Genomic DNA, 14,443 nt, shown 5'->3' on the forward strand with positions numbered 1-14,443 from the left:
TGATCGAATAATGTTGCATTAAATACTTTATTTTACTTATTTGTTTTTTACAATTTGCGCAGTAAACTCAGCTTCAGAGACAAGTTTATCCCCGATAAAGGCGTATCCTTTCATATTAGCTATACCTCTGCGGATTTCAGACATCATATTTAACCTGAAAATAAGTGTATCGCCCGGTACGGCTTTACTTCTGAATTTAACATTATCTATTTTCAGAAAATAGGTTGAGTATCTTTCCGGTTCATCAACCTGCGAAAGTACCAGCAATCCTCCTATCTGCGCCATAGCTTCGATTTGAAGTACTCCCGGCATAACAGGTTCCTGAGGAAAGTGGCCTTGGAAGAACTGCTCGTTCACACTAAGATTCTTAATGCCGACAATATACTTTTGCCCAATTTCTATCACTTTATCTACCATTAAAAATGGATAACGGTGAGGCAAAAGCTCTTTTATTCTGTTTATATCAAATACAGGCTCTTTGTTTGGCTCGTATACCAGAGGTTGCACTTCGTTCAGTTTAATTTGTTTACGAACTAAACGTGCTAATTTGTTATTTATTTTATGCCCCGGGCGTGTTGCTATAATCCGTCCTTTGATCGGTTTTCCTATCAGGGCCATATCCCCAATGATATCGAGGAGTTTATGTCTGGCCGGTTCATTTGGATACTGGATTTGCTTGTTATTGAGATAACCTAGTTCCGATGCATTCTTATGCGGTACTCCTAACAAATCGGCAAGGCTGTCCAAATCTTGCTGGGATATCTGGCGTTCGTAAATAACGATTGCATTATCCAGGTCACCACCTTTTATCAATCCGGCATCACGCAATTTCTGTACTTCGCGGACAAAGACAAAAGTTCGGGCACTTGCAATCTCTTTTGTAAAATCTTCCAGATTATCAAGAGACGCAGATTGATTTGGTATATATTTCGATTCAAATTCGATGAATGAGTTTATGCAAAAACGGTCGTCCGGCAACAAAGTCAGTTTTGAACCTGTTTCTTCATCCACTACTTCTATTTTCTGACGAACAACAAAATAATCCCTTTCTTCCAATTGCTCTACCGTACCTACCCTGTATATTTCCTGAACATATTGTATAGAACTTCCATCCAGAATAGGGAACTCAGGAGCATTTACTTCAATAAGGCAATTATCTATTCTTAAAGCATATAGCGCCGCCATTGCATGTTCTATGGTACTTATCTGCACTCCGTCTTTTACGAGTACTGTCCCACGTTGAGTATTACCAACATTTTCAGCCAGAGCATCTATTACAGGTTGGTTCTCCAAGTCAACTCTCTTTATTTTATAACCATGGTTTTCAGGAGCCGGATTAAATGTTATCGTGATTGGTAGTCCTGTATGCAAACCTTTTCCTTGTAAAGTAAAACTGCCTTTTAGCGTATATTGCTTGCTCATTATCAATTAATAAATGGTTCTTATTTATTTAGGTTAGATTTCAACTCTTCTATATCCTTTTGTAGCTGGGCCAGCTGACGGTACATATCGGGCAGCTTAGGAAATACGACACTCGATTTAAAGAAATTCCGGACAGGGATAGCCGGAGATCCCAGAATCTTGGAACCGGCTTCGATATTGCTTATTATACCGGACTGGGCTCCAATACTGGCATTATCTCCGATAGTGATATGGCCGCCAAGCCCGACTTGCCCTCCAAATACGCAATGCTTCCCTACCTTCGTAGATCCGGATACTCCTACCTGGGCAGCCATTACCGTATCTTCTCCTATTTCTACATTGTGAGCTATCTGTATAAGGTTATCCAGTTTAACGCCCCTGTGTATGATAGTGGCGTCCATAACGGCACGGTCGATAGTCGTATTCGCTCCTATTTCAACATCATCCTCGATGATAACAATACCCATTTGCGGAATTTTCTTATAGACTCCATCTTCCGGAGCAAACCCAAAGCCATCGCTGCCGATTACAACCCCTGCATGAATTATGCAATTATTGCCGACAGTACAGCCCTGGTATATTTTAACGCCGGGATATATTATAGTATTGTCCCCGATAGTCACATTATCTCCAATGTAAACCTGGGGATATATCTTTGTATTGTCTCCTATTTTAACGTTTTCGGCTATATAAGCAAAAGCACCCACATATATATCCTCTCCATATTTAACATCCGGAGCTATATATGACATGGGCTCAATCCCTGTCTTCTGGGGTTTTGTTTTTTCTACCATATCCAACAGTATTGCCAGCGCGGCATAAGCGTTAAAGCACCGGATAAGAGTTGCCCGGACGGGCTGTTCGGCCACAAAGTCATTGTTTACTAAAACAATACTGGCGTTTGTACTATATATATAGTGCGTATATTTGGGATTCGCTAAAAATGTCAGTGTCCCCGGTTTACCCTCTTCAATTCTGGAAAAATTATTAACTACAACTGAAGAATCACCTTCAATCGTACCGTTTAATACTGTGGCAATTTGCTCTGCAGTGAAGGATATTTGCATAAATAAATATTCAAAAGTATTTGGCGTCCCTTTAAGAGATGCGAAATAAATAATAATTTTCCAAATATATGACTTTTATACTTAAAAAAACAGTTGGTGAAGGTGAAATATTATATATTTATTCTATCTTTCCGTAAAAACTAATGGTTTGCCTATTCGTATCCTGCACAGTCAGAGTCGCATATCCGGTATTACCTATTTGTAATGTAAGCGTATATCTTTTCGCGTTATCCTGCGGTTTTATCACGGCCTCCCACATATCTTTCTTACCTTTGGTCAACGTATATTCAAAATCTGCGGAGACAAATTTTATCCCTCCTTCGTCTGTCGACATTGGAGCCACATATGCCCGTCCGAAATAAGGTAAATATGAGTTTACGGTATCTTTGGAAACATTTAAAGAGTACGAGTAGCCAAGGTTTATAGATTTACCCGATGAGGGTAAGGCCGTGGTAGGAATAAATGTATAATCCTGATTTTCAATTTTATCCGTAATCTGCAAAATGGTTTCCTGCTTCGACAGGCTTTCGCCAGGTTTACAACCAATCATAAATAATGCAATCAGTACAGTTGCTACGAGTGTTTTCATATTAGAATCCCTTTATTTGTATATATTTTCTATTCCAATTGGCATATCCAACTTATTAAATAGAAACGTATAAAATATTATAAATGTTTTATTTATAAAGATAAAAAAGAAAAACACACGCGAGGATATAAAAAATCATCGAGATATAAAACAGGATTACACCTCCTCTTTTCTCTACCAGGGCAAAGAAATGTGAAAGTAAAAAGGCCCCGGTTAGTAAAGCGATAAACTGATATATGACAAAATCAATATTCAAGAACAGGAAGGCCAATATGGAGAATACCGTTATAAAGCTCAATAAGCTCAGATAAGCCCGCGTCCTGATCTTGTCCTTATGGCGGTTGATATAATTATCACTCACAATTATGACCAGCAGTATGGTAGAGGAACCTAAAATAATCCAGTCCCCGATATTTAATTGATAAAATGGAAAACCGGCCAGTTGCTCCGCACTCACAGATGTAAAAGGTGCAAGGAATATATCCAGGCTGTCGGTCAGAAAATAATAGGAAAATGCCGGAAAATATAATAAAAACATTCCTAACAGCGATGCCAGCAATGATTTAAAATTAAAACACCTCATCATTACCAAAGCGAGCCACAAAACAGGCAGGTAGACTAGTAAAGCAGGAATAAACATGCTGCCTAAAGCAAGGATAAAACTTGTCTTGAAAGAGAATATCTGTTTGTCGGGACTGTTATATGCAGTAAATAATATAAATATTATAACCAGAAAAAGCATGGTACTGATATATTCGGCCGACATCTGCATAAACTGAGGATGGCAACTGAATAATAATATGATAACAGCCGGCAACAATATCGTCTTTCTCCGGATAAACAAATGCGTTGTATTTATATGTGTAGCCAGAACAGCCATACTTCCAACAACCAAACTACTGCATAGCAATGAAACCAATCCATCGTTGAAGATGTATAATAAAGGCTTCCACAGATAGCCATTTACCGGCCTGCTATGGGTAAAATCGAAATACAGGAAATAGACAAGACGAATAATAACAGCAAACACAATGGAAATAATAAGCATCCCATTCCCCTCTGTAACACTTTTTTTATATGATTTGGGTATTGCCGCCATTTATTTTAAGTCAAAGCCTATATCTTTTCTATAATATTTTTTATCGAAAACTACTTTCTCCGCATTCTTGTATGACTTAGCCAATGCTTCGTCTTTCGTATCTCCATATGAACTGATGGCAATAACCCGTCCGCCGCTGGTCAGCACTTTATCACCTGCTAATTTCGTTCCTGCATGAAAGAGGATGCTATCCGGAACAGAGTCCAATCCTGTCATTTCTTTATTCTTCTCATAATCTCCGGGATATCCGCCCGAAACAAGCATAACAGTGACAGCATAACGATTGTCTATCTCCATTGTTTTTTCTCCAAGGGTCTTTGTGGCCACACCTTCCAGTAATGATACAAAATCCGATTTGACGCGTAACATCACGGCCTCCGTTTCAGGATCTCCCATACGCACATTGTACTCTATGACCATCGGCTCGCCTTTTACCTCTATCAATCCGAGGAAAATAAAGCCTTTATAGACAATATTATCTTTCTTCAATCCCTCAACTGTAGGGATGACAATACGTTCTTCAACCTTCTTCATAAAAACATCGTCGGCAAAAGAAACAGGAGAGACTGCACCCATGCCGCCCGTATTCAATCCGGTGTCTCCTTCTCCAATACGTTTGTAATCTTTAGCCACAGGGAGTATCTTGTATGAATCGCCATCTGTAAGGACAAATACCGAACATTCTATACCCGACAGGAATTCTTCGATAACGACCGTTTTACTGGCCTCACCGAACATACCTCCAAGCATTTTTTTCAGTTCCTTCTTAGCTTCACCCAAATCATTGAGGATAAGCACACCTTTACCGGCGGCCAGTCCGTCAGCTTTCAGCACGTAAGGAGCCTCCAGTTCTTCCAAGAAAGAATAAGCTTCATCGAGCTGCTCCAGTGTAAAACTCCGGTAGCGGGCAGTAGGGATATTGTGACGCATCATAAACTGCTTTCCGAAGTCCTTGCTGCCTTCCAGTTTAGCGCCTTCTTCCGAAGGGCCGATTACAGGGATATGCCTGATCGCGGCATCGCTTACGAAGTAATCATAGATCCCGCGTACCAAAGGTTCTTCCGGCCCTACGACAACCATATCGATATTATTACCCAACACAAACTTCTTTATTGCCGGAAAATCGGTAACAGACATATCTACATTTTTTGCAATCAGATGTGTGCCCGCATTACCGGGTGCTACATACAGATTGTCGACTTTTGTACTTTGTATTATCTTCCATGCAAGTGCATTTTCGCGTCCTCCGCTCCCTAACAATAAAATGTTCATAGTTGTTATTAATAAGTGGTATCTCAAAACTTTGGACTGCAAAGATACATGATTATTTTCTTAACAGAATAATCAGAAATAATTATTGTAAATTTGCACGCTGAAAAATTAAGGAAAAACTAGTAGCTAAGATATATGCAAGAGGAAAAAGGGATATTTAAAAGGGCCGAATTACTGCTCGGCGACACATTGATGGGCCGGATTGCCGATATCCGGATTATATTATTCGGAATAGGCGGGGTCGGTAGCTGGTGTGCCGAAAGTCTCATACGCACAGGGGTAAAGCACCTTACGATAGTAGATTCGGATTTTGTCTGTGAAACGAATATCAACCGCCAGCTAATGGCCACGACCAAAACCGTAGGGCTAAGAAAAGTTGACGTACTGAAAGCCCGCCTGCTCGACATAAATCCCGATGCTGAAATAACTACAATCGCGGGAGTGTACAGCGAGGAAACTTCGCCCTCCTTCGATCTTGAAAGCTATGATTATATTATCGACGCCATAGACAGCCTCAAACACAAAGTAAACTTAATACTGACCGCCACCCGTACCAGAGCTAAAGTCTTTTCATCGATGGGAGCCGCTCTGAAAATGGACCCTTCCCGCATAAAAACGGATGAATTCTGGAAAGTGAAGGGCTGCCCCTTGGCTGCCGCTATCCGACGGAAGATGAAACAAAGTGGAAAACCTTCTAAAAAAGTAATGTGTGTTTATAGTGATGAGGTTCTCGATAACAAAGGGCTGAAATATGAGAATGACGAATCGAAAAGTTCTCAACTCCTCAAACAGGATAACCCCAGTGTAAAAGCACAGACAAATGGTACATTGGCACACATAACTGCTATATTCGGGTTTACGCTGGCCGGATTGATAATAAAAGATATTTGCAGAGATTAAAGCTGTCTTCAGTTTTATTTTGCATTTTTGTATTAATAAATTAAACAATATAAGAATTATGAACGAACTGAATATCAACTACGAAGAAATATCCTCAACCAAAAAGACAGCAAATATAATAACGGGTGCATACCTGGCTGTTTTTACGTTGTATTTTACAGTTACAGAAGGAATCGCAAGCAGATTCGGACTGTTGTTCTTTTGCGCTACCGCCGGGTTTATACTGGCGGCTATATTAATTTTAAGTAATACTGTATGGCTAAAGGGTGCGGTTCTCAGGATTGATACCGGTTCCATTACATCCGCTTTACCCAAACAAAGTAAAGCGACTATTGACTGGACCAGCGTAAGCCGTGTAAATATCGGTATGAGCTATATCGTTTTTCTGATAAACGGGGAGAAAAAACAAAGAAGGCTCGACCTTGTTACACTCCGGTATGAAGATGTACTGGCCACCAAAGCTAAAATAGTGGAAATATGCGAATACAAAAATATCCCGTATCAGAACGATTAATTGAAAAAACTTTATCTATAGGAAGGAGCTGTCAGCCTTCCGCTATCTCCGTAGCCTGCAATAACCGGTTCGACCGGATATAACACAGCAACGTCTACACAATGGTAGCCTTGCGAAAGGATATAACTCAATCGTTCTGTACATTCTAAAAATGGCTTCATCTCCTCCCAGTATGGCTCATGGAAATGATTGCATGGAGGAGCCCATTCCCACCAGCCTCCCATTGCGCTATAGTAAAAACCATGAAGGCTCAACAGATTTTGTCCGGAAGCGTAATTAGCAAATACTGCTTTGGTTAGCTGTTCTGTATTGGTTGACCATCCACCAAAAGAAAGGAACTTCTCCGTATCCTTTCGGCGGATTTGCGAAATTACTCCTAATATCTATAATCCCGGAACGTTGAGGATAGCCGGGAGAGCGTTCCTAAGCGTTAATAAATATTCGAAAATACCCCTAGGTAAGATATAAGAATTAAAAAAACAATCAATTTCTTCATTGCTATTTAATAATTAGGCACATATTCTAATGTGACAGGTCCCATCAATCCAGATTTCTGTAGAGGTGAATCAGGTTGGTAATCATTTATTCCCGCCCAGGTTTCCCGCTTTTCTTTTGGTAAGGTTTTATCTCCTATCATCCTGTTAACCCATGTGTTGACAACATCTATACAGAGAGTATTTTTCCCTTGTTTCAATGCAGAAGATATATTTACTCTGTACGGCATTGTCCATGTACCACCTACATATTGGCCGTTCACCCATACTTTAGCCATCTTATTGACTTCTCCAAGATCAAGGTATATCTCTTTCCCTTTTGCTGTATTCGTATCAAAATCGAACGAAGTAGTATAGATCATATTTCCAGAGAAGTATTTTATACTATCGTTTGCCGATTGTGCCAAATCTAGAAGTCCGTTTAAACGAATCGGTGCTGGATTCGATAGTTTACCATTGAAGGCGACTTCCCATGCTGCATCAAGATTAGCAACTTTTACCGGTTCGGGGAAATTTTTCGTCCCCACAACAGGTGTGCCTTTTCTCCGGAACACGATAAACGCACTCTCATATCCATACAAAGAGATCGGTACGGTAGTCGTTTCTTTATCGGAAGAGAATTCGGTAAGTTTACGTATTGTTCCGGTAACTGGATCAAACAGTTCGGGCTGCATATCTTTTTTTACTCGGAATTTGAGTTCTGTTTTCTGAGTCGTTTCGCTCTGGTTGGATATAAAATAGATATCTATATTGTCCAGCTTGCGATGCCCAAAAAGAATCGGAGCATTTGCTGGTATCTTGCAATCTTCTATATATCCTATTTTTGAAAACACTTCTTCAAGGTTGACGCCGTTAAATAACATACCTTTACCCACTCTTGCAGAAGTTATATTAATGCCGTCAACTCTTCCCCATAGTTCAGAGGCCATTTCTCTGATTGACCCGTCAGCCTGAGGTTGATCCTGTAAGCTCGGCGAATGTGTTGGAGGAGCACCCAACACTACTGCTCCATCAGCTATCAGCTGTTTGATTTTAGTCAGTACTTCAGGACGCATTGTGCTTACTTTAGGTAAAACTAACACACGATAGGTTGTTCCATGTGGCAATGTTATAAATCCGTTTTTTACTTTCGCATCACGAACCAAAACTTCGGCATTGATATAATCGAACTGATAACCGGAGGGAAGTAAAGGATCTTGTATTCCTGTCATTTTAGGAGTATCTTCACCGATAAAGTATGCTACATCGGCGATGTTAAGCCCCTGACGTAACATATAATTGCAACGTTTGGTGTAATCTATAAACAAATCGATATGCGAAAACCATGTATTATTACGATTGAATTCGGTACCGAACCATGCATTTGTTCCCGGATACCTATCCAGATCGGGTTGATGAACCCATACATGGAATAATGTATTGTTTATACCTTCTGAGAAGTATTTATCCGTACGCTGTTTTGCATCTGCTGGTACGCGCGAGAACGCAGGTCCACCACTGGTATTCGATTCTGCAGTCACAAGATTTTTGCCGTATATATGAGCACAAGAGGATGCCGCCCGGTTTTCAATATTACCTAAATCGTTTTCCCAAGACGGGAATGCGCTAGGCAACCAATACTCACCACCAACCTCATCCGATTGACCTCCATATTGTAAGAATTCAGCAGGAAAACCCCAATGTCCATAGTTTTCAAGCCATGTGCGCAATCCATGTTTATGGCATAACTCCCTAAAACCGCCTACGTAATCGTATGCAATTTTATCAGCCACCAAACGCCGCATATCCCATAAAAATCGATCTGACTCCTTTTGGCTGCCGACCACCTTTCCGAAATATGTCGGCAGAAATGGTAAGGCATCATAACCATAGCACTCTTTGAAAGAATCTAAAAAATCGTCTGTGAAATTTTCTCCTCCAGACTCATAGCTGTCCTGAACAACTAACTTAAAGGTTTTGCGATCTTCAGCTGGAATACGATCTAGTATTTTTCCTATAAAAGCATCAAAATGAGTTGCAATATGTTTTTTGTTCATTTTGTCAATTTCAAGACCTGTACCATCAGGCCCTGCCGGATTATTTGTAACTCCTGTCGGAGTCATACCAATTCGCAATATTACCCACTCTCCTTCAGGGGCATCCCATGCGATCCTTCCATCCGGAGACATATATTCAGAAATATCCAGAATTTTTTTCGGATCAATATTCAATTCTGAATTTTTCGGTTCAGGTTGTTCTCTCCACATATAGTAATCAAATGGAGGAAGTGGTCCTTGAAACATTTTAGCAAAGGTTTTTGCTGCATAATTTTCAATACGTGGCGAGGCCGAAAGCTCTATTTCTCCAATGCCTCCTTCGTGATGTTTGTTGTTCATCACAATCCTGAATTCTTTAGCTGTAGTTTCATCGATTGACATGACAACAGGAGCAAAAGGTTGAAAACCTACGATGAGTCCTAAATTATGCCAGTCAATAACAAAATTTGAAATTGTTTTAAATTCATTACCCACTTTTGCCTGTACATCGAAAGAAACATTAATATTTGAATGCCCCGGATAAACAGTTATACTTCGTGCAGTAAATTCTTTATTGGCAATGATATCTACAGTAACATCTACATTTTGAGGCATACCCGCCCCATTAAAATTATCACCATCGAACAATCTGTCTGAGTTTACAAGGTCTGGAGATATTTTTATTCTAGAATTGGACTTATTTAAAGTTAGAAGATCATTTTTTGGAGCGGGATATGCAATTACTTTTACATCTTGAAACTCAGCAATAGGTTTTTCCAACTGGGTTGAAATGGTTGCAGGGCCCTTTATTCTCATCTCGGACGATGTAAGATAACGCATTGCCTGGCTGGGTTTCACCCAGGGCCCCCCGGCCTGAGTCCAGCCAGGGGAATTGAAGATCCCAATCTCAATATCTAGTTCTGAGGCTGTCTTCAAGGCAGTATGAGTAATATCCCACCATTCATCGCTCATTAACCTTACTGTACGCCCTCCTTCATAAGGATCAAAATAATTATTGCCGATGAAAGCACGATTAATGCCAACTTTTTTCATTGCTTTAAGATCCGCTACAACGCCCTCCTTGGATATATTTCCACACATCCAGTACCAATAGATGGCTGTTTGAACACTTTCGGGAGGGGTGATAAAGTCTTTTTCCAACTGTATTTTTTGTGCAGAACAATATATGCAGGCTAAAACACAGATTAGTATATTCAGAACTCTTTTCATGTCCGTATTATTTTTTTAGAGAATTACAAATTTCCTGATTGATCTTTTTCAATCTGCCTTCCTCCACTTTAATGACCTTGCGGCCGTAAGTAATCAATCCATTGACTTCGCTTTCTACAAAAGAGAACGGAGTGTATCCACCGGTATGACTACCAACTTTAATATCGTTAATGAAGACTTCTGTTTTCCAGTCTACCGCACCGAAATACAACAGTATATTTTTACCCTTCCACTTTGAAGGCACTGTAAATGTACGCTTATTCCATAATTCATTGTTGTTTCCTAATGGTTTTATTACTCCCGACATACTTGATTCAACAGCAAAAGGAACAAGGATTTGTCCATCGAAAGATTTAGGTTCTTGTTGATTTGCCGGTACAATCGAATATTTCCACAAGCCATTCACGTTTGTCCATGCTGAACGCTTCATAATTGGGCGGGGGTATTCGGGCAATAAGTTCTTAGTATCTAATGTCTCGGCCCATTGAGTTTTGATTTTGTCGCCTGCCGATTGCCATTGAGCAAATACTGATACGCTTAAAAGCATCATTGCGAATAATAAAATCTTTTTCATTTAATTACAGATGATTTTAGATTGGTTATTCCATTTTTTACAGGAAAAGAATGATTCGATTTCCTATTAATTAAATACTCCTTCACTTGACTTTAACGAAGCTAAACGTGCAAACATTTCTACTGTTGCCCCGACATGCAATATATCCCAAGCGGTTTGCCTAACTTCACCTTTAAAACTATCGTAGTTCAGGATATTGTATGTCTTGTTGCGGCAAGGAGACATCCATGTATGCGACAGTATCTCCTTCATAAGCTGTTATATATTTTCTATCACCATCAACTTTATATAATTCAATAAGGCCACGCAAAGCAATTGCATTGAACCATGTGTGATCACTGTTTAACCTATATCTTTATTGAATACTAAAGAGTGGAATGTTGTAAACCAGTTTTTGTACATAACCTCGGCTATTTGTTGGGCTTCTGATAAATAATGTTCTTCTTTTGTAAGATTATATACCAGTCATCGTAAATCAATTAGCATTTATCCTACTATAACCCGTAAATATCTAATAAAAGCCGTCTTAACGTTTTTCAACTAGAATAAAATAAGGAAGCATTAATTTTGTAATCGCTAAACAACAAATAAATAACGCTTCCTTTGTATAAAGTACTTCGCAAAGATATGATTGAAAATGAAATATTACATCATTTATCCAGAGCAAAAAAAACTTACCAAACATAAATTCAAATTCTCCGGGCTCAGTTACAAACTGCATTTGCTAGCTCCATAGGCTCAGGTCTTTGTATGACAGGTTGAAAGAAACCCGCTTACTCTCTCCCAGATTTAAATCTATTTTCTCAAACCGTTTGAGCACCATCACGGGAGTAGTTACCGTACTGATTTTATCATTTATATAGAACTGCACAACCTCTTTTCCTCTTCGCTTTCCGGTATTAGTTATATTTACAGAGACTTGAATATCTTCCTTACCGAGCTTTTTCTTTGATACTTGCATATCCGAATATTCAAATGCCATTCCTAAATAGCGCGAATGCCATAGCTAAGAAATACAAGAAGCAATGTTTTAATAATCACGTATTACCTCTGGTTGGGAGCAAAGAAGAAACACATATACAAAAAGCCAGCAAAGTAGGGAGTATATCTCATGAGCTAAATAAAACGATGAAAAAAATTGCTTCAGAGTACGGATATACTGATAAAATTGTTTGGTATTCAGCCAAAGGAACATTCATAACCAAAATGATGCGGTTAGGGTATGAAGCGCCGGACATAGCGGTTATGTGTGGGAATAGCGCGGCTACAATATATAAGAACTATTTCAAGCCTAAAGACCCTAAAAGCATCAAAAATGATCTGAACAAGCGATTCCTGTTATCCGGTAACTTTAAAGTAAAATAGGTTTGGAATACTTTGTATAATATGATGTTTATTTCATATCACGAGAGGGGCTAATGTTCCTTTTTATTCTTATACCATCCACGGATTCTTCTACGGATCATAATCCGTCTGGAATGTGGGCAATTGCCAATGCGTAACAGGCATTTTATCTTCAGCAAACTTCCGGAGTATCTGTGTGTAGGTTATAAAACATTAGCAAAGCTTACACACAAGGATATATCCCGGTTACCAAAATAAAAATTACGTATTGTGAAGATTTCTTTTGATCTACACTAAAAAAACGAAAGAGTCCGGGCCCGGACTCTTTCAATGTTGATGCATCTCTGCATTAAGAGTGTGTTTGTATGAAGGATGTAACTTTAAGGAGTACATCCGGTCCCCTGTATCATAAACTACTATTAATTATTTAGTTAACAGCCTGCTGCCTAATTTAATTATTATCCGCAGTATCCCACCATACTCTGGTATCGAAATTATCCGGCCCCTGAGCTGCAATAGCTGCGTCATAGTTATTTTTATTAGTCAGATAGTCGTCCGGATAATACTGCCGGCGGTAAGGTATATGTGTTACTGTTGCGGCAGGGCCCGGTTTTAGAGCAGGCACATTAAGGCGTCTCCAGTCAGACCAGGCTTCCACTCCGTCCTGCATGAAATTGCCTAACCAGCGCTGCATCGCTATCTTTTCTATTTTTTGAGCATCTGTTCCCGCAAGTTTTATAGCATTTTGACCATAATATGTTTCAATTTGACCGGATAAACCGTGCTGACCGAAAGAAGCTGTAATCCCAGCTTTATATAAAGTCTCGGCATCGGCTGTAATCCATCCTCTGACGGCAGCTTCAGCCTGGATCAGCAGGATATGTGAAGGGGAAATAACAACCCTTTCGGCATCTTGTTTGTAATAAAGCGGATCAAAGACGGCGGTATTTTTATAGTTGGCTATTTCATTCTGGCTTATACCATAGGGCACACCATCATAATTTCCGTTCTGATTAGGGTCGGCATATGCTTCCAGACGTGGGTCATTATAGGCTATAAGCTGATCCAGGATCGTTTTTGACGGGGCAAAATCCTTACGGCCTGAAATTACCACATTGTCGTAAAGCGGATTCTGATTTGCGGTTTCCAGCAGGTATTTATATGAAAGAATATCTGCATTATCTATTATTCCGCCATCTGCATATGCTTTTGCAAACCGTGCTTTGCCGTCTGCCGGCTTGACATCCGACAATTTAATTGCCAGCATCATGCGTACGGAAGCATTCAGTTTTTTCCATTTGCTTATATCGCCGCTATACAAAATATCAAAAGTGCCGTTAAGCGTTTCCGCTTCATTAAATTGTGTATAAGCTTCCGTCAGTTCCTTGTCCAGGTCGGTATAAATATATTCCTGGGTATCATATTTCGGTGTAAAATTACCATCATCCCCTTTCAAAGCTTCCGAGTAAGGAATCATTCCTAGTATGTCTGTCAGGTGCATGTATATGAAGGCACGCAGGGTACGGCTTGCCGCAATCTGGTTATTGACCGAACCAAGCTGGGTGACATAGGATTCATTTTTAGTCGCTTCGTCTGTGTTCAGCTTAATGACTGTTTCCAGGTTCCTTATATTTTCGTAATAATACGGGCCGACACTGAAATCCACCATTGCGTAATTCGAATACTGGATATTCTGCCTTTCCGACAAATATTGGGGATACAACTGGTTCCAGGGATCATAAGTTCCGACCATTGTAAACAAGGGAACCCGTTTACACGCATAAGTGAATAGAAAACGGGTATCCGGACTGGACGGGTTGTTCGGATCAACGTTAATATCGTTAAAATCGCCACAACCGTTAAATAATAAGGTTCCAACCAGGATATATGTATATAATATTATTCTTTTCATATTTTTTACTT

The 14,443-nt window shown here is 39.7% G+C and carries 13 protein-coding genes and 1 pseudogene; 3 read left to right on the forward strand and 11 right to left on the reverse strand.

Going from position 1 to position 14,443, the window contains the following annotated elements; all coding sequences use genetic code 11:
• Window positions 1-36: 36 nt before the first annotated feature.
• The 5 genes from ACYQ3L_RS09230 to purD form a co-directional block, all read right to left on the reverse strand.
• Window positions 37-1,422 carry a bifunctional UDP-3-O-[3-hydroxymyristoyl] N-acetylglucosamine deacetylase/3-hydroxyacyl-ACP dehydratase gene (locus ACYQ3L_RS09230; RefSeq protein WP_379998656.1) on the reverse strand — a complete coding sequence of 462 codons (1,386 nt, stop codon included), beginning with the start codon at window positions 1,420-1,422 and terminating at the stop codon, window positions 37-39.
• Between the two features lie 20 nt (window positions 1,423-1,442).
• Window positions 1,443-2,483 carry a UDP-3-O-(3-hydroxymyristoyl)glucosamine N-acyltransferase gene (gene lpxD, locus ACYQ3L_RS09235; RefSeq protein WP_379998679.1) on the reverse strand — a complete coding sequence of 347 codons (1,041 nt, stop codon included), beginning with the start codon at window positions 2,481-2,483 and terminating at the stop codon, window positions 1,443-1,445.
• A 124-nt stretch (window positions 2,484-2,607) separates the two neighbouring features.
• A complete protein-coding gene (locus tag ACYQ3L_RS09240; RefSeq protein ID WP_379998658.1) occupies window positions 2,608-3,078 on the reverse strand; it encodes a DUF4251 domain-containing protein in 471 nt (156 codons plus the stop codon).
• A gap of 88 nt (window positions 3,079-3,166) precedes the next feature.
• Window positions 3,167-4,177 carry a hypothetical protein gene (locus tag ACYQ3L_RS09245; RefSeq protein WP_379998660.1) on the reverse strand — a complete coding sequence of 337 codons (1,011 nt, stop codon included), beginning with the start codon at window positions 4,175-4,177 and terminating at the stop codon, window positions 3,167-3,169.
• Complete coding sequence (purD, locus tag ACYQ3L_RS09250; RefSeq protein ID WP_379998662.1) at window positions 4,178-5,449, reverse strand: phosphoribosylamine--glycine ligase; 1,272 nt, start codon at window positions 5,447-5,449, stop codon at window positions 4,178-4,180.
• Between the two features lie 135 nt (window positions 5,450-5,584).
• On the opposite strand from purD, the gene ACYQ3L_RS09255 reads away from it, so the two are divergent.
• Entirely contained in the window at window positions 5,585-6,349 is a 765-nt protein-coding gene (locus ACYQ3L_RS09255; RefSeq protein ID WP_379998664.1) for a tRNA threonylcarbamoyladenosine dehydratase, read from the forward strand.
• 58 nt (window positions 6,350-6,407) lie between these two features.
• On the forward strand, window positions 6,408-6,863 hold the full coding sequence (locus ACYQ3L_RS09260) for a hypothetical protein (protein WP_379998666.1): 456 nt from the start codon (window positions 6,408-6,410) through the stop codon (window positions 6,861-6,863).
• An 11-nt stretch (window positions 6,864-6,874) separates the two neighbouring features.
• Here ACYQ3L_RS09260 and ACYQ3L_RS09265 read toward each other — a convergent pair whose 3' ends face one another.
• The 5 genes and pseudogenes from ACYQ3L_RS09265 to ACYQ3L_RS09285 form a co-directional block, all read right to left on the reverse strand.
• The gene (locus ACYQ3L_RS09265; protein WP_379998668.1) at window positions 6,875-7,117 is read right to left on the reverse strand and encodes a hypothetical protein; all 243 of its coding nucleotides are present in this window, start codon (window positions 7,115-7,117) and stop codon (window positions 6,875-6,877) included.
• Window positions 7,118-7,365: 248 nt separating this feature from the next.
• The gene (locus ACYQ3L_RS09270; RefSeq protein WP_459952398.1) at window positions 7,366-10,602 is read right to left on the reverse strand and encodes a glycosyl hydrolase; all 3,237 of its coding nucleotides are present in this window, start codon (window positions 10,600-10,602) and stop codon (window positions 7,366-7,368) included.
• A gap of 64 nt (window positions 10,603-10,666) precedes the next feature.
• Window positions 10,667-11,176, reverse strand: a pseudogene (locus ACYQ3L_RS09275) (sugar-binding domain-containing protein); the annotation flags it as partial.
• Between the two features lie 66 nt (window positions 11,177-11,242).
• On the reverse strand, window positions 11,243-11,428 hold the full coding sequence (locus ACYQ3L_RS09280) for a hypothetical protein (protein ID WP_379993462.1): 186 nt from the start codon (window positions 11,426-11,428) through the stop codon (window positions 11,243-11,245).
• A 472-nt stretch (window positions 11,429-11,900) separates the two neighbouring features.
• Entirely contained in the window at window positions 11,901-12,137 is a 237-nt protein-coding gene (locus ACYQ3L_RS09285) for a fibronectin type III-like domain-contianing protein (protein WP_379993463.1), read from the reverse strand.
• Window positions 12,138-12,151: 14 nt separating this feature from the next.
• Here ACYQ3L_RS09285 and ACYQ3L_RS09290 point away from each other — a divergent pair, with 14 nt between their 5' ends.
• Window positions 12,152-12,541 carry a hypothetical protein gene (locus ACYQ3L_RS09290; RefSeq protein WP_379993464.1) on the forward strand — a complete coding sequence of 130 codons (390 nt, stop codon included), beginning with the start codon at window positions 12,152-12,154 and terminating at the stop codon, window positions 12,539-12,541.
• A gap of 430 nt (window positions 12,542-12,971) precedes the next feature.
• Here ACYQ3L_RS09290 and ACYQ3L_RS09295 read toward each other — a convergent pair whose 3' ends face one another.
• Window positions 12,972-14,432, reverse strand: coding sequence for a SusD/RagB family nutrient-binding outer membrane lipoprotein (locus ACYQ3L_RS09295; RefSeq protein ID WP_379993465.1), 1,461 nt, complete (start codon window positions 14,430-14,432; stop codon window positions 12,972-12,974).
• Window positions 14,433-14,443 lie beyond the last annotated feature (11 nt).

The sequence above is a fragment of the Dysgonomonas termitidis genome (genome assembly GCF_054657735.1).

Bases quoted from the DNA above. Each gene is read 5' to 3' on its own strand.
- ACYQ3L_RS09230 (WP_379998656.1), bottom strand. From the start codon at position 1,422: ATGAGCAAGCAATATACGCTAAAAGGCAGTTTTACTTTACAAGGAAAA.
- ACYQ3L_RS09240 (WP_379998658.1), bottom strand. From the start codon at position 3,078: ATGAAAACACTCGTAGCAACTGTACTGATTGCATTATTTATGATTGGT.
- ACYQ3L_RS09245 (WP_379998660.1), bottom strand. From the start codon at position 4,177: ATGGCGGCAATACCCAAATCATATAAAAAAAGTGTTACAGAGGGGAAT.
- purD (WP_379998662.1), bottom strand. From the start codon at position 5,449: ATGAACATTTTATTGTTAGGGAGCGGAGGACGCGAAAATGCACTTGCA.
- ACYQ3L_RS09255 (WP_379998664.1), top strand. From the start codon at position 5,585: ATGCAAGAGGAAAAAGGGATATTTAAAAGGGCCGAATTACTGCTCGGC.
- ACYQ3L_RS09260 (WP_379998666.1), top strand. From the start codon at position 6,408: ATGAACGAACTGAATATCAACTACGAAGAAATATCCTCAACCAAAAAG.
- ACYQ3L_RS09270 (WP_459952398.1), bottom strand. From the start codon at position 10,602: ATGAAAAGAGTTCTGAATATACTAATCTGTGTTTTAGCCTGCATATAT.
- ACYQ3L_RS09280 (WP_379993462.1), bottom strand. From the start codon at position 11,428: ATGAAGGAGATACTGTCGCATACATGGATGTCTCCTTGCCGCAACAAG.
- ACYQ3L_RS09285 (WP_379993463.1), bottom strand. From the start codon at position 12,137: ATGCAAGTATCAAAGAAAAAGCTCGGTAAGGAAGATATTCAAGTCTCT.
- ACYQ3L_RS09290 (WP_379993464.1), top strand. From the start codon at position 12,152: ATGCCATTCCTAAATAGCGCGAATGCCATAGCTAAGAAATACAAGAAG.
- ACYQ3L_RS09295 (WP_379993465.1), bottom strand. From the start codon at position 14,432: ATGAAAAGAATAATATTATATACATATATCCTGGTTGGAACCTTATTA.